The 23,034-nt window shown below is 50.2% G+C and carries 23 protein-coding genes and 1 other RNA gene; 21 read left to right on the plus strand and 3 right to left on the minus strand.

The window, feature by feature from the left end; genetic code table 11:
* Positions 1-60 precede the first annotated feature (60 nt).
* Positions 61-1,101 carry an alcohol dehydrogenase family protein gene (locus KNO92_RS06675; protein ID WP_214760572.1) on the plus strand — a complete coding sequence of 347 codons (1,041 nt, stop codon included), beginning with the start codon at positions 61-63 and terminating at the stop codon, positions 1,099-1,101.
* 26 nt (positions 1,102-1,127) lie between these two features.
* Here the strand turns inward: KNO92_RS06675 and KNO92_RS06680 are convergent, their stop codons facing one another.
* Positions 1,128-1,781: a YczE/YyaS/YitT family protein gene (locus KNO92_RS06680; protein ID WP_214760573.1), complete on the minus strand. Its 654-nt coding sequence runs from the start codon at positions 1,779-1,781 to the stop codon at positions 1,128-1,130.
* 337 nt (positions 1,782-2,118) lie between these two features.
* Between KNO92_RS06680 and KNO92_RS06685 the strand changes: the two genes are divergently transcribed.
* The 3 genes from KNO92_RS06685 (at position 2,119) to KNO92_RS06695 (ending at position 4,458) form a co-directional block, all read left to right on the plus strand.
* Complete coding sequence (locus KNO92_RS06685; protein ID WP_214760575.1) at positions 2,119-3,333, plus strand: DASH family cryptochrome; 1,215 nt, start codon at positions 2,119-2,121, stop codon at positions 3,331-3,333.
* A 74-nt stretch (positions 3,334-3,407) separates the two neighbouring features.
* Positions 3,408-3,594: non-coding RNA, 6S RNA (gene ssrS / locus KNO92_RS06690), on the plus strand.
* A gap of 96 nt (positions 3,595-3,690) precedes the next feature.
* The gene (locus KNO92_RS06695) at positions 3,691-4,458 is read left to right on the plus strand and encodes a tRNA threonylcarbamoyladenosine dehydratase (RefSeq protein WP_214695414.1); all 768 of its coding nucleotides are present in this window, start codon (positions 3,691-3,693) and stop codon (positions 4,456-4,458) included.
* A 12-nt stretch (positions 4,459-4,470) separates the two neighbouring features.
* Here KNO92_RS06695 and KNO92_RS06700 read toward each other — a convergent pair whose 3' ends face one another.
* Entirely contained in the window at positions 4,471-5,787 is a 1,317-nt protein-coding gene (locus tag KNO92_RS06700) for a replication-associated recombination protein A (RefSeq protein ID WP_214760577.1), read from the minus strand.
* Between the two features lie 60 nt (positions 5,788-5,847).
* On the opposite strand from KNO92_RS06700, the gene cymR reads away from it, so the two are divergent.
* Genes cymR through KNO92_RS06720 form a run of 4 tightly spaced genes read left to right on the plus strand, consistent with a single transcriptional unit; the run spans position 5,848 to position 9,202 of the window.
* Positions 5,848-6,255: a cysteine metabolism transcriptional regulator CymR gene (cymR, locus tag KNO92_RS06705; RefSeq protein ID WP_214695418.1), complete on the plus strand. Its 408-nt coding sequence runs from the start codon at positions 5,848-5,850 to the stop codon at positions 6,253-6,255.
* Positions 6,256-6,273: 18 nt separating this feature from the next.
* Complete coding sequence (locus KNO92_RS06710; protein ID WP_214760579.1) at positions 6,274-7,410, plus strand: cysteine desulfurase family protein; 1,137 nt, start codon at positions 6,274-6,276, stop codon at positions 7,408-7,410.
* Positions 7,411-8,532, plus strand: coding sequence for a tRNA 2-thiouridine(34) synthase MnmA (gene mnmA, locus KNO92_RS06715; RefSeq protein ID WP_214760581.1), 1,122 nt, complete (start codon positions 7,411-7,413; stop codon positions 8,530-8,532). It abuts the gene before it with no gap.
* 10 nt (positions 8,533-8,542) lie between these two features.
* Complete coding sequence (locus tag KNO92_RS06720; RefSeq protein ID WP_214760583.1) at positions 8,543-9,202, plus strand: tetratricopeptide repeat protein; 660 nt, start codon at positions 8,543-8,545, stop codon at positions 9,200-9,202.
* A 59-nt stretch (positions 9,203-9,261) separates the two neighbouring features.
* Here KNO92_RS06720 and KNO92_RS06725 read toward each other — a convergent pair whose 3' ends face one another.
* Entirely contained in the window at positions 9,262-9,810 is a 549-nt protein-coding gene (locus KNO92_RS06725) for a VOC family protein (RefSeq protein ID WP_214695424.1), read from the minus strand.
* 115 nt (positions 9,811-9,925) lie between these two features.
* On the opposite strand from KNO92_RS06725, the gene KNO92_RS06730 reads away from it, so the two are divergent.
* The 13 genes from KNO92_RS06730 to fabF all read left to right on the plus strand — a co-directional run bounded on the left by KNO92_RS06730 (position 9,926) and on the right by fabF (position 23,016).
* Complete coding sequence (locus KNO92_RS06730; protein WP_214760586.1) at positions 9,926-10,612, plus strand: hypothetical protein; 687 nt, start codon at positions 9,926-9,928, stop codon at positions 10,610-10,612.
* Positions 10,613-10,682: 70 nt separating this feature from the next.
* The gene (gene recD2, locus KNO92_RS06735) at positions 10,683-12,890 is read left to right on the plus strand and encodes an SF1B family DNA helicase RecD2 (RefSeq protein WP_251127082.1); all 2,208 of its coding nucleotides are present in this window, start codon (positions 10,683-10,685) and stop codon (positions 12,888-12,890) included.
* 309 nt (positions 12,891-13,199) lie between these two features.
* On the plus strand, positions 13,200-15,842 hold the full coding sequence (gene alaS, locus KNO92_RS06740; RefSeq protein ID WP_214760590.1) for an alanine--tRNA ligase: 2,643 nt from the start codon (positions 13,200-13,202) through the stop codon (positions 15,840-15,842).
* A 37-nt stretch (positions 15,843-15,879) separates the two neighbouring features.
* Complete coding sequence (locus tag KNO92_RS06745) at positions 15,880-16,146, plus strand: IreB family regulatory phosphoprotein (RefSeq protein WP_015881196.1); 267 nt, start codon at positions 15,880-15,882, stop codon at positions 16,144-16,146.
* A 1-nt stretch (position 16,147) separates the two neighbouring features.
* Entirely contained in the window at positions 16,148-16,570 is a 423-nt protein-coding gene (gene ruvX, locus KNO92_RS06750; RefSeq protein WP_015881197.1) for a Holliday junction resolvase RuvX, read from the plus strand.
* 13 nt (positions 16,571-16,583) lie between these two features.
* Positions 16,584-16,880, plus strand: coding sequence for a DUF1292 domain-containing protein (locus KNO92_RS06755; RefSeq protein ID WP_078146594.1), 297 nt, complete (start codon positions 16,584-16,586; stop codon positions 16,878-16,880).
* Positions 16,881-16,947: 67 nt separating this feature from the next.
* Positions 16,948-18,090: an endolytic transglycosylase MltG gene (gene mltG / locus KNO92_RS06760; RefSeq protein ID WP_214695437.1), complete on the plus strand. Its 1,143-nt coding sequence runs from the start codon at positions 16,948-16,950 to the stop codon at positions 18,088-18,090.
* A 62-nt stretch (positions 18,091-18,152) separates the two neighbouring features.
* Positions 18,153-18,794, plus strand: a complete 642-nt coding sequence (locus tag KNO92_RS06765) for an O-methyltransferase (protein WP_214748553.1) — start codon at positions 18,153-18,155, stop codon at positions 18,792-18,794.
* A 16-nt stretch (positions 18,795-18,810) separates the two neighbouring features.
* Positions 18,811-19,446 carry a uridine kinase gene (gene udk, locus KNO92_RS06770; protein ID WP_074035132.1) on the plus strand — a complete coding sequence of 212 codons (636 nt, stop codon included), beginning with the start codon at positions 18,811-18,813 and terminating at the stop codon, positions 19,444-19,446.
* Between the two features lie 66 nt (positions 19,447-19,512).
* Positions 19,513-19,986 carry a transcription elongation factor GreA gene (greA, locus tag KNO92_RS06775; protein ID WP_074035127.1) on the plus strand — a complete coding sequence of 158 codons (474 nt, stop codon included), beginning with the start codon at positions 19,513-19,515 and terminating at the stop codon, positions 19,984-19,986.
* A 54-nt stretch (positions 19,987-20,040) separates the two neighbouring features.
* Positions 20,041-20,742, plus strand: coding sequence for a 5'-methylthioadenosine/S-adenosylhomocysteine nucleosidase (mtnN, locus tag KNO92_RS06780; protein ID WP_214760592.1), 702 nt, complete (start codon positions 20,041-20,043; stop codon positions 20,740-20,742).
* Positions 20,743-20,827: 85 nt separating this feature from the next.
* Positions 20,828-21,787, plus strand: coding sequence for a beta-ketoacyl-ACP synthase III (locus KNO92_RS06785; RefSeq protein WP_214760594.1), 960 nt, complete (start codon positions 20,828-20,830; stop codon positions 21,785-21,787).
* Positions 21,784-23,016: a beta-ketoacyl-ACP synthase II gene (fabF, locus tag KNO92_RS06790; protein WP_214695452.1), complete on the plus strand. Its 1,233-nt coding sequence runs from the start codon at positions 21,784-21,786 to the stop codon at positions 23,014-23,016. The genes KNO92_RS06785 and fabF overlap by 4 nt, the downstream gene beginning before the upstream one ends.
* Positions 23,017-23,034 lie beyond the last annotated feature (18 nt).

The following is a 23,034-nucleotide window of genomic DNA, read 5'->3' on the forward strand; positions in this document are numbered from 1 at the left end:
TATGGGTGGTTCGTGGGTAGATACATATGGATGAGCGAAAGAGAAGGAGGAAGATACACCATGAAAGCTGTACAAGTTGTAGGATATGGAGATGTCGATCAACTTCAAGTGGTTGATATCCCAAAACCGTCACCGAAAGCTGGAGAAGTGCTGATCAAGGTACGCGCCTGTGCCATTAACAATACAGAAATATGGATGCGAGAAGGGGCGTACGGAACTGGAGAGAAGTCAGGTTGGCGTCCGGAAGGCGTTCAGTTCCCGCGTATTCCGGGATCAGATATCACAGGAGAAGTCGTCGAGATTGGGGATGGGGTCGACCAAGGGATGATGGGACGACACGTCGTCTTGTTCCCATTCACCTCGAGCGGTCCTGAACGAAAAGAACATTTGTCGGACGATATGTCCTTCATCGGGTCGGAATATGACGGAGGTTACGCAGAATACGTAGCCTGGCCGGCTGACCTTTGTTTTGATATGCCACTTGATGATTTTGTCGAAAGTGCGGTCTTTTCTGTGAGCGGACTCACGGCATGGCATATGAACGAGCAGTTACACATCCGTTCCGGTGAAACGATTGTCGTCACAGGCGCGAGCGGTGGGGTCGGTTCGCTCAACGTTCAAATTGCCGCGAACGTTTTTGGTGCAAAGGTGTTCGCCATCGTCGGTGACTTAAAAAATGAGAAAGAGTTGAAATCATTCGGGGCGACGGAAGTGTTTTCTTATCGTTCTGAGACGCTCGCCGAGGACATCATCGCTGCGAACGGTGGTCCGGTCGATGCGGTGCTTGATGTTGTCGGAGATGCGTTATTTGATGTATCTCTTCAAGTATTGAAGAAAGGTGGAAAGTTCTGCATTTCTGGATCTGCCGGGGGACAGACGACCCATCTCGACTTCAGGACACTCTACTTGAAGCATATCGCCATGTACGGGTCTGTACTCGGGACACGCTATGAGTTCGCTGAAATGTTGCGTTCGATTGCAGAAGGGAAGTTAAAGCCGGTCATCGATCGGACGTTCCCACTCGAAGAAGCGCGTGAGGCACAAACGTATTTTAAACAATCGGGTAAGTTCGGAAAGATCGTCTTGATTCCGAACACATAAAAAGAGAGGGGTGATCCCTCTCTTTTTCATGCAAATTTGACTTTCAGGCGATCGACGTAGGCGATGAACAGACGGAAGCGTTCCAACCAGAACTGGAAGAACGGTCCGATGAGGAAGATGGATAGGACGGTACCGAAGAAAAGCGGCCTCCCGAGCGCCAAACCGATGAGACAGGCGATCAGCTCCATCCAGGTCCGCATGGAACGGACAGACGTTTGAAAACGATCTGCTAAGGCGAGTGTCAGTCCGTCGCGTGGACCAGCTCCATATCCGACGGCGACGTACAGCCCAGCCCCCATCCCCATGACGAATATCCCGAACGTGAGCCAAACGACGTTTACAAATAAGCCATCGAATGTCGGGAGCCATTGCTCGTTTAAGATCAGGTTCATAAATACCCCGACAAACACCGCGTTGACGAGCGTGCCGAATTGAGGACGGATTCGGTCGAGTATGTATTTGAATAGGACGAGTAGAAGTCCCACGCATAAAATCACCGTCCCGATTGAAATCGGAAGGTGATGGGCAATCCCGATATGGAGGACGTCCCACGTAGAGACACCGAGATCTGCCGTGATCATGATGGATGACCCGAGTGCGAGTAAGAACAGCCCGGTCATGAAAAGACCCCATTTGAAGAGAATACGTAAAAAGTGGATGGATCGGACTTGCACGAACATCGCCTCGTTTCCATGAAATGATTGATTTATCTTAGCACATTCGATTTGAAAACATGAAAAAAACGCCTCAGCTTGTTGGCTGAGACGCTGGATTCATTTCTTCGGTGATTTCTTTGCTTTGTTCTTTTTATAATAATCGTAGACGAACGGAGCGACCGCCGTCGCGATTTTGATCAGTGTTCCCATTTTGCCTTTCTTAGCCATTATGCTGCACCCCTTTCTCTTCTAGAACAATATATTCCACACAATTTGATTTTAAAAACATATCCCTAGCACATTCCATCCTTATGGACTGCATATAAACCTATCATACTAAAGAAGTGGAGGAGGTCTATTCATGAAAACAATCATTTGGTACCAAAACGATTTACGTGTCGATGATCATTTGCCCCTCGAGGAAGCATTGCGTCATGATGATCCAATTGAAGGTCATTATTTTATTAGTCCAAAACAACTCGTTGAAAATCGTTATGGTGTCATTCCACTCGGGAGCGAACGACTCCACTTCCTGAAAGACTCGTTAGAAGATGTGGCCGGTTCATTGGATGCGCTCGGAATCCCATTTTTTGTTCATGTCGGTCATCCGCTCGAAACACTCGATCCGAATGACCGTCTCTTGTTTCAACGGGCCATTGGGTACAATGAGCGCCGGCGTGAAGGTGAGGTGATGAAAAAGTGGAAAGGGGAGTACGAGGCGTTCGCTGGATTCACGTTATTTGAAGAGGATGACATCCCGTTTGAGAAAATGCCGTTTCTCTTTAAGGAGTTTCGAAAAGCGGTCGAATATGATGTCCGTCCTCGTGAATTGATCTCCCGAAAGGCGACTGCTGCCACACGTGAGGTGACATTCCCGTTTCCGGTTCAAGAAGTCGAGCACGACCCAAGGACGGCATTTCCGTTTAAAGGTGGCGAACTGGCTGCGAAGCGTCGATTGAATGACTATTTATCTGTACCGATTCGAACATATAAAGAGACGAGGAATGGGTTTGGGGTCGATGACTCGACGAAGTTGTCTGCATATTTAGCGAACGGATCGTTATCGCCACGACGGGTATTCTTTGAACTTGAAGCGCATGAACGAACGCATGGGGTGAACGAATCGACCTATTGGCTCTACTTTGAACTCTTGTGGCGTGAATTTTTCCAATGGGTTGCGCTCGAACAAGGGAAGAAATTGTTTCGGGCACAAGGCATCCGGTCGAAACGAAAAGACTGGCGCGTTGAGGCGGATGTCATTGAAAAGTGGCGACGGGGAGAGACGGGCGTCGATTTCGTTGATGCGTTTATGCGCGAATTGAATGCGACGGGCTGGATGTCCAATCGGGGACGGCAAATCGTGGCCAATTATTTTGCCAAAGAGTTAAAGCAAGATTGGCGCTACGGGGCTGCCTACTTTGAATCGAAACTGATCGATTACGATGTCGCGAGCAATTACGGCAATTGGGCGTACCAGGCCGGTGTCGGAAACGACTCACGCGACCGACGTTTCAACATCGATCGTCAGCAGTTCACCTATGACCCAGATCGTGCGTTTCGTAACAAATGGTTGTGACCAAACTGTCACGATAAGTCGGTGTTTCTCATTGACTTCTTTTTACAGAAGCGCTATAGTTAAATCAACAGATGGGATACCTGAGGTGTACGAGAGCCGCCTTCGTTATTTTGAGCCAACACTTTGAATACGGGAGACCGAACTGCTAACCAGATCAACTGCCTCATCACGTGCAGGAGGACTTGTGAAGGAAACGCTAGGTCACCCACCTGCATACGCAGGTTCAAAAGCAAGGCATCGTCACGGCACTCCGGGCCCCATCGATTTTTTTTGTAAATACGTCGCGAGACGTCTTTTTTTTGAATATAATTCCGAGTAAAATAGTATGAGAAAATAGAATTAGTTGGAGGAAGAAATATGTTACACCAGTTTTCACGAAATGAATTGGCTATCGGTTCTGAAGGCCTTGATGTTTTAAAGAATAAAACAGTCGCGATTTTAGGAATCGGCGGCGTCGGCTCATTTGCGGCAGAGGCACTTGCGCGCAGTGGCGTCGGACGCATCGTCCTCGTCGACAAAGATGACATCGACATCACGAACGTTAACCGTCAAATCCACGCATTATTGTCGACGGTCGGTCAACCGAAAGTCGAAGCGATGGGAAAACGTCTACTCGACATCAACCCGGACTTAGACCTCGTCCAATTGAAAATGTTTTATACAGAAGAGACATATGAGGAGTTCTTCGCTCAAAATATCGATTACGTCATCGACGCCTCAGATACGATTATTTATAAGATTCATTTAATCGTGGAATGTAAGCGTCGCGGCATCCCGGTCATCTCGAGCATGGGGATGGCGAACAAGATGGACCCGACACGTATCAAAGTCGTCGACATTAAAGACACGTCATACGACCCGATCGCGAAGATGGTCCGTACCCGTCTACGTAAAGAAAAAATCTACAAAGGTGTTCCGGTCGTCTTCTCTGACGAGTCTCCGATCGTGACACGCGAAGACGTGAACGAAGTCGTCGGGAAGAAAGACGCTCCAATCCGCAAAGCGAAGATGCCACCGAGTTCGAACGCGTTCGTCCCATCGGTTGCAGGACTTGTGGCTGCCGGTTACGTCATTAACGATTTGCTCGAAAAAGCGGGCGTCGAAATCAACCGCATCCAAAAATAAAACGACGCTGGCTCATTTCGAGTCGCGTCGTTTTTCCCAATAATCGAGCCGTTTTTGAACTTGTTGCTCGAATCCACGTGGCGTCGGTTTATAGTAGGTTGGTCGTTTTCGGGCTAAGTTTTCTGGCCAATAGTTTTGAGGAACGAACCCATCTTTTTCATCGTGTGGGTATTTGTATCCGACCCCGTTTCCGAGTTCGCGAGCCCCTGGACTATGAGCATCACGGAGATGTACGGGTACAGGTCCACCCTCGACTGTCCGGACGTGATGGAGTGCCTTGTCGATGGCGGTGATGACCGCATTTGATTTTGGTGCGGTCGCCAAATAGATGACAGCTTCGGCAATCGGGATGCGGGCTTCCGGGAAACCGATGTATTCGCTCGCTCGAGCCGCCGCATCCACGATGAGTAGTGCGTTCGGATCGCTCATTCCGATATCTTCGGCGGCATGGACGTAAAGGCGACGCATGATGAAGCGCGGCGATTCGCCAGCCTCGATCATGACGGCTAACCAGTATAGCGCCGCATCAGGGTCCGACCCACGAATCGATTTGATAAACGCCGAGATGACGTCGTAATGTCGGTCACCCGTCTTATCGTATTTGATCGACTTCTGTTGAATCGACTCTTCCGCGACCTCGAGCGTGATGTGAATTTGTCCATCCACTTCTGGCGTTGTTAAGACGGCGAGTTCGAGTGCGTTCAATAGGACACGGTAGTCACCATCCGCCATTTTGATATAATGGTCTGCAGCAGCTTCATCCATCTTCACCGGGTAATTTCCGAGCCCGCGTGAGTCGTGTAGTGCACGCTCGAGGACGATACGTAACTCCTCGGCACCTGGTGGTTCAAGCCGAAATACGGTCGCCCGTGACAAGAGGGCGGCATTTACTTCAAAGCTTGGGTTTTCGGTCGTCGCTCCGATGAGGACGAGCTTTCCGGACTCAAGGGCAGGGAGGAGCGCATCCTGCTGAAGCTTATTAAATCGATGGATCTCATCTAAAAAGAGAATCGTGCGCTCGTCCTCATAATCAAACCGGGACTCCGCTTCACGAATGACGTTCCGCAATTCATCAAGTTTGGCTGTGACGGCGTTCAATTGGACAAATGTCGCTTTCGTATAATTCGAAATGACACGGGCGAGTGTCGTCTTCCCGGTGCCAGGCGGACCGTATAGGATAATCGTGCCGAGTCGGTCGGCTTCGATGGCACGACGAAGTAGCTTGCCCTCACCGATGATATGGCGCTGTCCGATGACCTCATCTAACGTTTCGGGGCGCATGCGATTGGCGAGCGGTCCGCCATTCGATTGATGAAACAAATCAGACATACGTAACCATTCCTTTCGACAAACGTTTGTTCGATTAGTATAACAGAAGGAGACTTGAAGATGAAAATATCTACTAAGGGCCGTTATGGCTTAACGATCATGATTGCGTTGGCGCGAGAAACTGACAACAAGCCGCTCAGCTTAAAGAAGATTGCGGCACGCCATGAGTTGCCGGAGCATTATTTGGAGCAATTGATCGGTCCACTCCGTAATGGTGGACTCGTCAAGAGTGTACGCGGCGCGTACGGTGGCTATCAGCTCGTCAAACCGGCAGAAGAAGTGACGGCGGGTGAAATCATTCGCTTACTCGAAGGGCCGTTAGCCGTGGTCGAGGAATCTGAAGCAGATGATGCGGTGAAACGGAAGCTTTGGGATAAAATCAAAGAAGCCATCGATACCGTCCTTGACGAAACGACACTCGCCGACCTTGCCGAGGAAGAGTCAGACGGCTATATGTTTTATATTTAAGAACGAGGTGACCCTTACATGAACTATTTTGATCACGCTGCGACGACACCGATGCGACCAGAAGTCCTCGAGGCGATGACCCCTTACTTTTTAGAGACATACGGCAACGCGTCGAGCATCCACGGAATCGGGCGTAACGCCCGAGCGGCGCTCGACTCGTCACGTCGCGTCCTCGCGAAATGGATCGGTGCTTCACCGAACGAGATCGTCTTTACGTCGGGTGGGACGGAGTCGGATAACTATGCCTTGTTCGGTGCGGCATATGTCCATCAGGAAAAAGGCAAACACATCATCACGACAAAAGTCGAGCATCATGCTGTTCTTCATGCGATGGAACAACTCGAGCGTGAAGGCTTCGACGTCACGTATCTCGATGTCGATGCGTCGGGAGCCGTCACTGTCGACGCCGTGCGTTCAGCCTTACGGGATGACACGATACTCGTATCGGTCATGTACGGCAATAACGAAGTCGGGACACGCCAACCGATTCAAGAAATCGGGGAGTTGTTACAAGACCATCACGCCATTTTCCATACCGATGCGGTACAAGCGCTCGGTACAGAAATGATTGATGTAAAGGCGATTCATGTCGATTTATTGTCGGCGTCCGCACATAAAGTGAATGGACCAAAAGGTATCGGTTTTCTTTTCATGAAAACAGGTGTAAAATTAGCGTCACGTTCTTTTGGTGGACAACAAGAACGTAAACGTCGAGCCGGCACGGAAAATGTTCCGGGTGCCGTCGGATTCCAAAAAGCAGCTGAACTCGTCATGGCAGAGCGTGAGGACCGAGTGGCTCTCTATGAGTCGCTCGATCTAGCACTACGTCAGCGCCTTGACGAACTAGGCGTATCTTATGAGGTGAACGGATCAGATCGTTTACCTCACATCGTGAACCTATACCTTCCTGGAATTGACCTTGAACCCTTCCTCATCATGATGGATATGCGGGGCATGGCGATTTCAAGCGGAAGTGCCTGCACGGCAGGGTCGGTCGAACCGTCCCACGTATTGTCGGCGATGTACGGGGATTCGGAACGGACGCGTCAGTCTGTTCGAATCAGTTTTGGCCACGGCAACTCGGTCGAGGACGCGAAACGGCTCGCGGAGCGACTACAAGAAGTCGTCTCGACATTTATGAACGGAGTGAGATAGATGAATTTACGCACGAAAGCCCCTGAAGAGACGACGGTCGTCGTCGGGATGTCAGGTGGCGTCGATTCATCGGTGACGGCCCACGTATTGAAAGAACAAGGGTATAACGTCATCGGGATTTTTATGAAAAACTGGGATGACACGGACGAAAATGGTGTGTGTACGGCGACAGAGGACTATGAAGACGTCATCGCCGTCGCGAACCAAATCGGGATCCCATACTATGCGGTCAACTTTGAAAAAGAATATTGGGACCGTGTCTTTGAGTATTTCTTGGCAGAATATCGTCTCGGTCGTACACCGAACCCGGACGTCATGTGTAACAAAGAAATCAAATTCAAGGCGTTTCTTGACCATGCGCTTCGACTCGGTGCGGACTTTGTCGCAACCGGCCATTATGCACAAGTGAAATACGTCGACGGCGAACACCGCTTGTTGCGCGGGAAAGACGACAACAAAGACCAAACGTATTTCTTGAACCAATTGTCTCAAGACCAGCTCGCGCGGACGATGTTCCCAATCGGTCATATGGACAAGAAGGATGTACGTGTCATTGCTGAAGAAGCAGGACTCGCGACAGCGAAGAAAAAAGATTCGACCGGAATCTGCTTTATCGGAGAGCGGAACTTCAAAGAGTTCTTGTCGGAATACCTTCCGTCACAGCCAGGTGAAATGCGGACGCTCGACGGTGTCGTCAAAGGACGTCATGACGGGTTGATGTATTACACGCTCGGACAGCGTCACGGTCTCGGAATCGGTGGCGATGGGGACCCTTGGTTCGTCGTCGGGAAAGATGTCGAGAACAACGTCTTGTTCGTCGGACAAGGCTTCCATCACGACGCGCTCTATTCAGATGCGCTCCTCGCTTCGAAACTGTCTTGGACAGGGGCTGCTCCTACAGGAGAGTTCCGGGCGACAGCGAAGTTCCGCTATCGTCAACAAGACGTGCCGGTCACGGTCGCTCCACTTGAGGGCGGCGAAGTACTCGTCAAGTTCGACGAGCCACAACGTGCCATCACTCCTGGACAAGCGGTCGTCTTCTATGACGGCGACATCTGTCTCGGTGGGGCAACGATTGACGAAGCGTACCGAAACGGAAAACGACTCGACTATATCGGATGAGGTGATTGATATGAACGCAAACGAACAAGGCATCCAAGCGATGCAACAAGGTGAATTCGAACAGGCAGCCAAACATTTCAATGAGGCGATTGAAGCGAACCCGACGGACCCGACTGGTTTCGTCAACATGGGGACGTTGCTTCAGGCGATCAACGATTACGATCGTGCCGTAATCTTTTATGACAAAGCGATTGAACTCGATGGCTCGTTCGGTGCCGCGCATTATGCGAAAGGTGCCCTTGCCTATGAACTCGAGCAATTGGAGACGGCAGAAGCGTCGCTTCGCCAAGCGCTCCTCTCGGGGATGGATGATGCCGATCTTCATTTCATGCTCGGCTTGACGTACAAAGCGATGGGTGACTTCGTTCGTGCGATGCCGCGCCTGCGTGAAGCGAAGAAACAATCGCCGGAAGACGTGGAAATCACGTTCCAATACGGACTTGCACTCGCACAAAGTGAACAGCTTGAAGAAGCGGTCGTCGCGTTAGAAGAGACGCTCGACCTCGATGCGAGCCATACGGATGCCCGTTACAACTTGGCAATCGCGTATGCGTTCTTGGGTGACCAGGAACGGACGTATGCCGAGCTTCAACGCGTCTTGGAGATGCAACCGGATCACGAACTCGCACGTGATGCCATCGCGAAGATGGACGCACTGCTCGGGAACTGATCTCTTGAATAGGAAAGTGCCATCGCCCATGAGCGATGGCACTTTTTTCGTTAACGCGATTAGAGTTGTTTCGTCGTGATTTTGACGGGTTCCCCGGCGAAGTCGCCGTATGCCTCGTCCATATTTTTCGTATACAGTTCGATGATGTTGTGGCTCGGGTCTTTGAAGTATGCCGAGCGTTCTTTCCCATTCTTTGTCTCATCCTCGTCCCACGTCCGTAGTTTTACAGGGACATCGGTCTCATCCAAGATCTCGAGTGCCTTTTCAAACGACTCCATCGGAACAAAGAACGCACAGTGGACATGGACCCCACCTTCATCATAGAGTGTATCCCACTCGGTCACGTCCTGTTTACGGTTCGCATCCTCTTCCTCGGTGAAGTCTCGTTTTAGCCAAAGCCCTAGTCGCGTATTGCCTCCGATGTAGAGCCACGTTGCCCAAGGCTCGTTCGCTTGTTCTTGCGATTCACTTGGCTCGGCATCGTCTCCGACCCATTGTTCGACGACGGGGAGACCTAATTTCTCAGACCAAAACGAAACGGCTTCCTCCATATCTGTCACTTCTAACACAAGTTCACATAATCCGCTGATTGGAATTCGTTTACCCATATATGACTCCTCCTTCACTATGTCATTCGAACAGTTCCCGCTTTCTTCAAATCAAAAACGCGACTAGCTGTCTCGAAGTCAGGGAATGACAATGGATAGAAGGAGGTCGAATGACTTGCGAAAATATAGCATGGTCAGTGTCATTTTATTTTTCATTATTGAGTATGTGTGGTTCACGCAATTATTTGAAACGGTGAATCAGCGACTTGCGGATGGGAGGTGGACGAACACGATTTTATATCAAGTGGTCGTCGAACCGCAGGGGCTTTTAACGCTGTTGCTCATTCTATTCGTGGTGCTCCTCATTGTCGGATGGATTGTTCATTATGTGTACGCGGAACAGAAGTCCTGGCAACTCACGTCTGAACATGTCGGGGTCGGATGGATCGTTCCGTTGATTCTTGCGATTTTAGGCTTGTTGATTCCGAATGTATACGTTCAGGTCGGGATGTTGCTCCTACAATTGACGTTCATCCCGCTCATCCCATTGATCGGACAGACCGTCCCATTCTGGAAAGTCGTGACGAATTGGTTGATTCAATTGGGGGTCATCGGTCTTGTCTTATTTGGTGCTCGGGGGATGTTGGAGGATTCGATTCGAATCGAGAAGACAGAACTCTTCACAAGACTCGAGGCGTACGAGGCGTCGGGTGATTTAGACCGAATCCAGCGGTTGATTGAAGAAGTGGACCTCGAACAAGTCGAGCGCATTTTGGACAGGGTCGACCTCGAACAACTCATTCGCATTTTGGAAGTCGTCGACCTCGACCGAATCGAGCAAATCCTAAATCTGTTCGGATAGGTCATTTGTTCAATCGATTCATCTCGGGCTATAATGGATGATGGAAAAATAGCTGGAGGTGTCAGATATGATGGCAGCACCTTACGAGTTGACTGGAAAAGTCATTCGAGTCCTGTTTCAATCAGAAGAAGAAGCGCATACGATTGCGCTCGTACGAATAAAAGAAAAGAATTTTGAGACGGACGAGACCGAGATGGTCATCGCTGGCGTCGGGGTCGGCATCGAAAAAGGGGAGACGTATAAGGCGCACGGTCGTCTCGTCGAACATCCCCGATTCGGAAAACAGATGAAGGCCGATTGGATTCGTCGCGTCGTTCCGATGACGAAACGAGCAGCCGTCCGCTTTTTGACGAACGGCTCCTTCCCCGGAATCGGACAAAAGACCGCTCAGAAGATTGCAGATACGCTCGGGGATGATTGCATCGACCAAATCGTGAAACATCCGAGCATCTTGTCAGAAGTCGATGGGTTAAAAGAAAAGCAGGCACGTGTGATCACGGAACGTCTGAACGTCTTATACGGGGTCGACCAACTGCTCTTGTTTCTCGCTCCGTTTGACGTGACACCGCGTCTCGCCTCAAAAATTCATAAAGAATATGAAGGACGGGCGATGGAAACGATTGAGAAGAATCCGTATGCGCTCATGTACGATGTACAAGGTATCGGATTCAAGACAGCGGATGCCATCGCCGCGCATTTCGGGATTCAAGGCATTCATCCTGAACGCATTGCGGCAGCGGTACTTTACGTGTTAGAGCTCGAACAAGGGAACGGTCATCTCTACGTGACGGCGGAGCAACTCGAAGCGGAGATGCCTCGAATCATCGGGGCGGACCCAGGTGACGCGCTCGTCACGGCATTAGAGTCGCTCGCAAAAGAAGAACGGGTCGTTATCGATGACGGGGTCGTCTATCATCCTCGGGTGTTCCGCGCTGAACGAAAGGCGGCAGAGGAATTGGCGCGTATCATGGCGACATCGACGACGGAAGACGTGGACATGACGACAATTTTTGACGCGGTCGGACGTGTCGAGGAGATGTTTTCGATTGAATATGCGACCCAACAGCGAGAAGCGATCGAGCTTGCGCTCAAATCCCCACTCATGGTGCTCACTGGTGGGCCGGGTACGGGGAAGACGACGGTTGTCCGTGGGATTATTCACGCACTCAGTGACGTCTTCGACTGGAAGTTAGAGCCCGTACCGAAACAACCGTTCCCGTTCGTCTTGGCCGCACCGACGGGTCGGGCCGCGAAGCGACTCAGCGAATCGACGGGGCTTCCGGCATCGACGATTCACCGTCTCTTGAAATTTGACGGAAGTTCGTTCCAAGTCGATGAGACGAACCCACTTGCGGGGAAAGTGCTCATCGTCGACGAAGCGTCGATGATTGATATTTTCTTATTCAGAAGCTTACTTAAAGCGGTACCGAACGGGATGAAAATCTTGTTCGTCGGGGACCGCGATCAGCTCCCGTCAGTCGGACCGGGACAAGTGCTCGCCGATTTAATGGCGACGGATGGGGTTCCGGTCGTCCGCCTCGACGTCGTCCACCGTCAGGCGTCGGAGTCTAGTATTTTACGGCTCGCCCATTCCTTGAACGCCAAAAAGATGCCAGAAGACTTATTGGCGGCGCTCCCGGACCGTCGCTTCTACACGGCGAACCAAGAGACGGCGCTTCAAGCGATTTGTCAGATGGCGGGAGCGGCCCTCCGGAAAGGATATTCACCATTTGATATCCAAGTGCTCGCTCCGACATATCGAGGTGTATGCGGAATCGATGGGCTGAACGAAGCGCTTCAACACGTGTTCAATCCAAAATCGAGTGCCCGTGAAGTGAAGCATGGGACACGTATTTACCGAAATGGCGATAAAGTGCTACAACTCGTCAACAACGCCGAAGAGAACGTCTATAACGGAGATATCGGGGAAATCACAAATATTTTCTTCGCAAAAGAGAACGTCGATAAAGTCGATAAAATTTATATCCGATTCGATCAGACAGAAGTCGAATATAACCGCAGTGAATGGGACCAGTTCACTCATGCGTATGCGATCACGATTCATAAGTCGCAAGGTTCCGAATTCCCGATCGTGCTCATGCCGGTCTTCTTCACTGGAGGCTTCCGCTCGTCGCGGAACTTGATTTATACGGCCGTCACGCGAGCGAAGAAAAGCTTACTGTTGTTTGGAGACGTACGAGCGCTCGAGGCAGCGACACGAGAAGAAGAGCCGGTTCGTCGAACGAAATTGGTCGAACGCTTAGGCGGGAAGTCTTGACGTCTTCATAAGCGCGTGTGATAATGACGAATAGATAACTGAAACGATACAGACGATGAAGGAAATGAGTACGTCGTCACCGCCTCTACAGAGACATCTTCCTTGGCTGCGAGAAGATGGAGGTCGGCCGACCGAAGCTATTCTGGAGTCCCCACTCAACCTGGGCGCCTCATCCACGTTAACGGATGTTCGAGGCACGGTGTTTACCGTGCGAACGAGGGTGGTACCACGAAGCGATGCTTTCGTCCCTTTCCACAGGGGCAGGCATCGCTTTTTTTCGTTTCGTTCAGAAATAAGGAGGAATTGTTCATGAAACCGCTCAAATCATTGACTGGCGCACAGATTCGCCAAATGTACTTAGATTTCTTCAAATCAAAAGGTCACAGCGTTGAGCCGAGTGCGTCGCTCGTACCGGTCGAAGACCCGACTTTGTTATGGATCAACTCTGGTGTCGCGACATTGAAGAAATACTTTGATGGACGTGTCATCCCAGCGAACCCACGAATCGTCAACGCACAAAAATCGATTCGTACGAACGATATCGAGAACGTCGGGAAGACAGCACGTCACCATACGTTCTTCGAAATGCTCGGAAACTTCTCAGTCGGAGAATACTTCCGTGAAGAAGCGATCACATGGGGCTGGGAACTCTTGACGAGTGACGAGTGGTACGGTCTCGACCCAGATCGCCTCTCTGTCACGATTCACCCGGACGATGAAGAATCAAAACAAATCTGGTTGAACCTCGGCATGCCGGCTGACCGCATCATCCCACTTGAAGATAACTTCTGGGAAATCGGCGAAGGCCCATCTGGTCCGAACACCGAAATCTTCTTCGACCGTGGACCAGCGTTCGGAGACGACCCGACAGACCCTGAACTTTATCCGGGTGGGGAGAACGAGCGTTACCTTGAAATCTGGAACATCGTGTTCAGCCAATATAACCATGACGGGCACGGGAACTATACAGAGCTTCCACGTAAAAACATTGATACAGGGATGGGACTCGAACGGATGGCGAGCGTCCTTCAAGACGTACCGACAAACTTCGATACCGACCTCTTCATGCCGATCATTCGTGAGACAGAAAAAATCAGTGGCGACGTATATCGTCAAGATAGCAACAAAGACGTTGCTTTCAAAGTCATCGCTGACCACATCCGTACCGTATCGTTCGCGATCGGAGACGGTGCACTCCCGTCGAACGAAGGACGTGGATATGTCCTCCGTCGTCTTCTCCGCCGTGCGGTCCGCTATGCGAAGATGCTCGGCATCGAGCGTCCGTTCATGTATGAGCTCGTCGATGTCGTCGGTGACATCATGGTCGACTTCTATCCACAAGTGAACGAGAAGAAAGACTTCATCAAGAAAGTCATCAAGAACGAGGAAGAGCGTTTCCATGAAACGTTGAACGACGGACTCGCAATCTTGAACGAAGTCGCGAAAGCGCAAAAAGCAGCGGGAGCAAACGTGATCAGCGGTCAAGACGCGTTCCGTCTCTACGACACGTACGGTTTCCCGCTCGAATTGACAATCGAATACGCTGAAGACCATCAGATGACGGTCGATGAGGACGGCTTCAAAGAAGCGATGAATGAACAACGTGAACGTGCACGTCAAGCGCGTGCTGACGTTGAATCGATGCAAATCCAGTCTGGCGTACTCGCGGACATCACGATGTCATCGACATTCCTCGGATACAACAACCTTGAGACGAACGCGAAAATCGTCAGCTTGATTCACGACGGGGAACTCGTTGACGTCGTCGCTGCAGGGGAAGAGGCACAAGTGATCCTCGATCAAACGCCATTCTACGCAGAGAGCGGCGGTCAAATCGGTGACAAAGGTCAAATCGTCGGCGAAGACTTCCTTCTTCGCGTAAAAGATGTGTCGAAAGCACCGAATGGGCAAAACTTGCACACGGTCACAGTCGAGTCAGGCGTCGCGAAAGCGGAAGTGGCAGTGACAGCAACGGTTGACCAAGACTCACGTCAAGCGATCGTGAAAAACCATACGGCGACGCACCTCCTTCACCGTGCCTTGAAAGACACGCTCGGCGAGCACGTCAACCAGGCTGGGTCACTCGTGACACCAGATCGTCTTCGTTTCGACTTCTCTCACTTCGGTCAAGTGACAGCTGAAGAGCTTCAATCGATTGAGCGTCAAGTGAACGAGAAGATTTGGGCATCGATCGGTGTCGACATCGAAGAAATGAATATCGCAGATGCGAAAGCAAAAGGTGCGATGGCACTCTTCGGTGAGAAGTACGGCGATGTCGTTCGTGTCGTATCGGCTGGGGACTACTCAGTTGAGCTTTGCGGTGGCTGTCACGTATCTAACACGGCTGAAATTGGACTCTTTAAAATCTTGTCTGAATCAGGAATTGGCGCAGGAACACGTCGAATCGAAGCGGTCACAGGGGCTGGCGCATACGAAGTGATGAACCAGCAAATCGAGACGCTCGAAGCGGCAGCGAAACTGTTGAAGACGAAACCACTTGAGGTCCCAGCACGTGTTCAAGCACTCCAGGCTGAAATCAAAGACGTGGAGCGTGCTTCAGAGTCGCTCAAAGCAAAACTTGCGAACATCGAAGCTTCTTCATTGACGGATGCAATCGAAACGATTGGTGACGTTCAATTGATTGCGAAGCGTGTCGATGGACAAGATATGGATGCCCTCCGTAGCATGGTCGACGACTTGAAAGGGAAGCTCGGTTCTGCCGTGATTATCCTCGGGTCGGCGAACGGTGAGAAGGTCAACCTCGTCGCAGGTGTGACGAAAGACTTGAACGACCGTGGCTTCCATGCCGGAAAACTCATTAAAGAAGTCGCAACACGCTGTGGCGGCGGTGGTGGCGGTCGTCCTGACATGGCACAAGCAGGTGGCCGTGATGCAACAAAACTGGACGAAGCATTGAAGTTTGCTTCACATTACGTCCAATCACTGGCATAATAGAGTGTGAAGTGCAAACGGAAAGAGGTGGATTCTTGTGAGCCAAATGGATCGCACGATGCAATTCAATTTTCCAGAAGATGATCAACGTGCTAACACACGTGAGACGCTGATTACGGTATATCAAGCACTCGAGGAAAAAGGTTATCAACCGATCAATCAAATCGTGGGATACTTATTGTCAGGTGACCCCGCCTACATCCCACGTCATAATGATGCGCGAAACTTGATTCGCAAAATTGAGCGGGATGAACTTCTCGAAGAGTTGGTCAAATCGTATTTGAACGATCGTAGAGAGGATTAATATGAAGCGAGTCATGGGACTCGATGTCGGATCGAAGACAATTGGTGTCGCGGTGAGTGACCTGATGGGATGGACGGCACAAGGTGTGGAGACGGTCTATTGGACCGAACCCGACTTTGACGAAGCCGTCCGTCTCCTTCGTCCGTTTATCGAGCAGTACGATGTGAAAGAAGTTGTCGTCGGTCACCCGAAAAACATGAATGGAACAGTTGGTCCGCGCGGTGAGGCGTCAGAGGCGTTTGCCGAGGCGTTCACCGAACAGACAGGCTTACCTTGCGTGTTGGTGGATGAACGATTAACGACGATGCAAGCGGAACGGATGCTCATTTCAGCAGATGTCAGCCGCAAAAAGAGAAAAGCGGTCATCGACAAAATGGCGGCCGTGATGATTTTACAAAACTACCTGGACCGTTCCGGGAAATAAGGAGGAATCTCTCATGGCAGAAATCCGTCGTGAAGAAGAAATGTACCGTATTCCAGATGAAAATGGAGACGAGCATTTATTTGCAGAAATTTTCCGTATGACAAGCGACCGTTCGAAGAAAACATTCGTTGTACTCGAACCAGTCGGCGCTCCGGAAACAGAAGATGAAGACACAATCGAAGTATACGCATTTGAAATTGAAGAACTTGAAGATGGCGAATTCATCTTGAAGCTCGTCGAAGACGATGAAGACTTCGAAGAGGTCATGGAAGCATTCGATATCGTCAATGACGAAGTCGGTCTAGACTAAATAGGGGACAGGCGGCTAGGGATTTCCCTCGTCGCCTCTCTTTATAAAATGAACAGGGGAGAAATGCATGAATCATCCATCTATGTCAGATGAGAAACGTGCCCGCAACCGGATTGTTCGTCGCATCACGGTTGTCATCCTTGCCATCTTCCTTCTCGTCATCGCCACAGGCTCGGCACTCGCTTACGTCTTCGTGAAGCGCTCCGTCGAACCGATTGATCCGACATCGACGGAAACCGTTGAGGTCGAAGTCCCACTCGGTGCCGGTTCGGGATACATTGGTGAATTACTAGAAGAGAATGGGCTTGTAAGGAGTAGCACGATTTTCCGTTTCTATACACGCTTTAAAAACGAGTCATCGTTCCAAGCGGGGACGTATACGTTGTCACCATCTCAATCAATCGATGAGTTGATTGAAACGTTGCAAACAGGTAAAGTCATTGTGGTTCCTGATATCAAGCTCGTCATTCCGGAAGGGTTCACAATCGACCAGGTCATTGCGCGACTTGCGAAAGAGGCCGATATTCCGAAAGAAGAGATTTCCGAACAATTGAGTGACCGTGAATATATCAGTTCGCTCGTGAACGAGCATGAGATGTTGACGGAGGAAGTATTGCAGGAAGGCATTTATCATCCGCTTGAAGGATACCTGTTCCCAGCAACATATGAATTCAACAAAGGGGTAACACTCACTGAAATTATCGATGAGATGCTACTCCCGACTGAAAGTATGTATCAAGAGTACAAAGGTCGTTTGGCCGATTCAGGACGTACCTTCCATGAGACGCTCGCGCTCGCATCGGTTGTCGAGAAAGAGGCTGTTTCGACGGAAGACCGGAAAGAGATTGCCGGTGTCTTTGAAAATCGCCTGAACGACGGCATGAAATTACAGTCTGACCCGACCGTCTGGTACGGCACGGGGGAGACATCGATTTTCACTTCATTCGCAGATTTGGAGAACGATTCTTTATATAACACGTACCGTTATGAAGGGATTCCAATCGGTCCAATCGCGGCTGTCAGTCGCGACGCGTTTGAGGCGGTACTCAACCCGAACGACACAGAGAACATTTACTTCTATGCACGCCCTCCACGTGAAGGTTTCCCGAATGGGGAAGTCTTGTTCGAAGTCAATTATGAGGACCATCAACAAAACGTCAATACGTACCGTTCCGAATGGGAAGCGTTTGAAGAAGCGAACAGTAATTGATGGGACGACCGGAAGCGGATGCTTCCGGTCGTTTGAATGAAGAGAGTTAAGAGGTGGAACGAGTGGACCATGCATCCTATGAGGGATATGTAGAACAATTGATTAATGACCGCTCTCCGCTACTAACAGAGATGGAGGCATTTGCGCGAGAACATCACGTCCCAATCATGGACTTGACGGGCTCTGAAGTACTTCTCTCTTTGTTGGCGATGCAGCGACCGACCCGAATCCTTGAGGTGGGGACGGCAATTGGCTACAGTGCAATCCGTATGGCAGAGTTGTTACCAGATGCCGAAATCGTCACGATTGAACGAAATGCTCGTCGATTCGAAGAGGCGACTGGTTTTATCGGACGTTCTGATGTTCGCGATCGCATCACATTGATTCACGGTGACGCCGTTGAATTGATTGGTTCGATTGAAGGTGAGTTCGATGCCGTGTTTATTGATGCGGCAAAAGGACAATATCAAAAATTTTTTGATGGGTATGGCGCTTTAGTACCAATTGGTGGTACGATTTACAGCGATAATTTGTTTTTACGAGGGGACGTCTTGCTCGAGGACGTGTCAGTATTGGACCGACGTCGACGCCGACTTGTCCGTCTCGTGAAGCAGTTTACTGAGCAATTGATGGCACGGACCGATTATCATACTGCAATTTTGCCCCTTGGTGATGGCCTAGCAATCAGTCGTAAATTACGATGAGGAGGACTTAACTTTGATGCAACATAAACCCGTCATTATTGGCGTGGCCGGGGGTACCGGATCTGGAAAAACGACCGTGGCCCGTGCGCTCGTCGATGCGTTTAAAGGTCAATCGGTCGTCATGATTGAACAAGACGCGTATTATAAAGATCAATCTGAAATGACGATGGAGGAGCGGTACAAGACAAACTACGACCACCCCTTCGCCTTTGATAACGATTTGCTAATTGAACATATCCAACAATTGCAACAACATCAGGCTGTCGAGAAGCCGGTATATGACTACGCGGCCCATACGCGCTCTGATGAGACGATTTTGATTGAACCGGTCGATGTCGTCATCGTTGAGGGGATTTTAGCACTTGAAGATGCCCGTTTGCGTGAATTGATGGATATTAAGGTGTTCGTGGATACGGATGCTGACGTTCGCATCCTGCGCCGCATGCAGCGGGATATCAATGAACGTGGACGTTCGATTGATTCAGTCGTGGCACAATACACGAATGTCGTTCGACCGATGCATTTGCAGTTCTGCGAGCCGACGAAGCGGTATGCGGATATCATCGTTCCTGAAGGCGGAGAAAACTTTGTCGCAATCGATTTACTCGTGACGAAGATCCGTTGGGTGCTCACTGAGCGTAATCGCGCGTGAGGAAATAAATCGTTTTCAATTTACCCTAGCTGTAATATACTAGGAGACAATGAAGGAGTGACAGAAATGGCTGAAAAACAACACTATATGACGTTAGACGGAAAAGCGAAGATCGAGAATGAATTAAACGAACTGAAGACGGTCCGCCGTAAAGAAGTCGTTGAAAATATTAAGATTGCTCGTGATTTCGGTGACTTATCAGAAAACGCGGAATACGACGCGGCGAAAGAAGAACAAGCGATGGTCGAAGGACGAATCGCACAATTAGAAGAAATGCTCCGCAACGCAGTCATCATTCAAGATGATGCAGGAGATAACTCGGTTGTCTCAATCGGGAAAACGGTAACGTTCTTCATCCAAGAAGATAACGAAGACGAGACATACACAATCGTCGGTGGTGCCGAGGCAGACCCGTTCACAGGGAAAATCTCGAACGAATCACCAATCGCGAAAGCGCTTCTTGGCCGTACGATTGGAGATGTGGTCACAGTTCAAACACCAGGTGGCGACATGATCGTCGAAATCAAAGAAATCAAATAAGTTGTTGAGCGACCTCCATCTTGGAAGTCGCTCTCTTTCTGAGGAGGAATCGGAATGAAAGTTGGAATCATCGGTGCGATGGAAGAAGAAGTGAATTTACTTCGGAACGAACTAACTGAACGTAAAGATACAGAAATCGCAAGCTATCATTTTTATGAAGGATATCTTGGAAACATGCAAGTCGTCATCTTGAAGTCAGGCATCGGGAAAGTCAATGCCGCCATCGGGACGACACTCTTAATTGATAAGTTCAAACCGGACGTCGTGATCAATACGGGTTCTGCCGGCGGATTTAAAAAAGGGATGAAAGTCGGTGACGTCGTCGTCTCAACAGAAGTACGTCACCACGATGTCGACGTGACAGCATTCGGTTATGAGTACGGACAAGTACCAGGGATGCCACCAGCATATGAAGCCGATCCAAAGCTCGTCAGCGTCTGTAAAGATGTGATTGAAAACTTACCGGACGTGAACGTGCATCAAGGATTGATCGTAACGGGAGATTCGTTCATCAACGACTCGAAACGCGTAGCAGACATCCTTGGGCATTTCGATGGCGTCGCTGCCGTCGAGATGGAAGCTGCTCCAATCGCGCAAACGTGTTACCAGTTCGGTGTCCCGTTCGTCGTCACACGCTCGATTTCAGACAGCGCAGACGAAGAGGCGAACTTATCGTTTGATGAATTTTTAGAAACGGCGTCGATTAACTCTGCGAAGATGGTCATGGCTGTCACGAAACGTCTCGAACAAGCTTAATCGATTGATCATGAGGAGGATGCATTGACATCCTCTTTTTATTCCCTTATATTAGTACCAGATACTAAGAATAGGGGTCGACGATATGAATATTGGAATCATCGGCATCGGATCGTTCTTACCGAACAATCGGGTGACAAATATCGATTTAGAAAAACGAATGGATACGAGCGATGAGTGGATTCGTACGCGTACAGGCATCGAGGCGCGACATTTAGCAGAAAGAGACGTATCAGTCTCGGATATGGCGACACGTGCCGCAGAACGGGCGTTACAGAGCGCTGGGGTCAGCATCGATGAGATCGAGGCGATTGTCTGTGCGACGGCGACTGCGCCAGCCTTCCCGGCAACCGCCTGCGTGGTTCAGGCGAATCTTGGCGCGAAAGCCGCTGTGGCATTCGACGTCAGTGCAGCATGTAGTGGATTTATCTTCGCAATGGATACAGCGAAAAGCCTGATGGACTCGAAAGGCTTCAAGAAAACGCTCGTCATCGGAGCAGAGAAGATGGGAAGTTTGATTGACTGGGATGACCGGTCGACAGCTGTCCTATTCGGAGACGGAGCTGGAGCTGTCGTACTCGGGGAAGACGAGATCGCTTCAATCGACTCCATCGTACTTGGAAGTGACGGTACAGGTGGCAAGCACTTGTACGAAAACGATGAAGGAAAGATTGTCATGAACGGTCGCGAAGTGTTCAAGTTCGCCGTGCGGAAAATGCCGGAGATTGTGCTCGAATCGTTAAACAAGGCCGATAAGTTGTTGAACGACCTCGACGTCCTTGTACCGCACCAAGCGAATCGTCGAATCATCGATGCGGCGATGGAACGTTTAGATTTAGAAGAAGAGAAAGTCGTCATGACCATTCAAGACCATGCGAATACATCAGCGGCATCGATCCCGCTCGCCTTAGCGGAAGCCGTCAAGTCTGGTAAAATCCAAGACGGACAAACGGTCGTCATCGCAGGGTTTGGAGCCGGACTCACGTGGGGTGCAAGCTGTCTGACATGGAATCATGCAACAATTACGGAGGGGAATCATTCATGAAACGAGTAGTAGTGACAGGATTAGGAGTCGTATCACCGTTAGGAAACGACGTGTCGACAATGTGGGACCGTCTTTTAAAAGGGGACAACGCAATCGATACGTTGACGAAAATCGACATCAGCCAATATCCGGCGAAAGTCGGAGCGGAAGTAAAAGAGTGGAACATCGAACACTTAGTCGAACCAAAAGAAGCGCGTAAAATGGATTCGTTCATCCAATACTCACTTTTGGCGGCAGACGCTGCCCATAAAGACAGCGGACTCGATGTCAAAGCGATTGCCGATGAAGTCGGAACGTGGATCGGAAGCGGAATTGGTGGCGTTGAAACAATCGACAAGCAGTCAGCCATCCTTCATGACCGTGGACCGCGTCGTGTAAGCCCGTTCTTCATTCCAATGATGATTCCGAACATGGCGAGCGGACAAGTGTCGATCTACCTCGGGGCTAAAGGGCCAAGTAACTGTTCCGTGACTGCATGTGCATCAGGGACGAACTCAATCGGAGAAGCGTTCCGCGTCATTCAACGGGGAGATGCGATTGCCATGTTCGCCGGTGGAGCGGAAGCGCCGATTACACCACTTTCGTTCGCTGGCTTTTGTTCGAACAAAGCACTTTCGACGAATCCGGACCCGAATACAGCGTGCCGTCCATTCGACGAGAACCGCGATGGGTTTGTCATGGGTGAAGGCGCTGGCGTACTCGTATTAGAAGAGTACGAACATGCGAAGGCACGTGGAGCGAAAATGTATGCAGAAGTCGTCGGATACGGGATGAGTTCAGACGCTTATCACATCACTGCTCCGTCACCAGAAGCAGAAGGCGGGTCAAAAGCGATGAGTGAGGCGATTCGCGATGCGGGAATCAAGCCGGAAGACGTTCAATACATCAACGCACACGGCACGAGCACACCGCTCAACGATATGCTTGAGACGAAAGCGATTCGTCGTGTGTTCGGGGAACACGCCGACAAACTCGCGGTCAACTCGTCGAAATCGATGATTGGTCATCTTCTCGGAGGAGCAGGTGGCGTCGAGGCAGTCATCACAGCTCTTTCGATTCATGAAGGGAAGATTCATCCGACGATCAACTGTGAATCACCTGCAGCAGATTGCGACCTTGATTATGTACGTGAAGGAAATCGGGAACTTGACATTCAGTATGCACTCAGTAACTCACTTGGCTTCGGGGGCCACAATGCGACACTCGCATTTGCGAAAGTGACGAACTGACGGTAGAAAAATCATTCA

Source organism: Exiguobacterium sp. s129 (genome assembly GCF_018617585.1).
GTDB lineage: Bacteria > Bacillota > Bacilli > Exiguobacteriales > Exiguobacteriaceae > Exiguobacterium > Exiguobacterium aestuarii_A.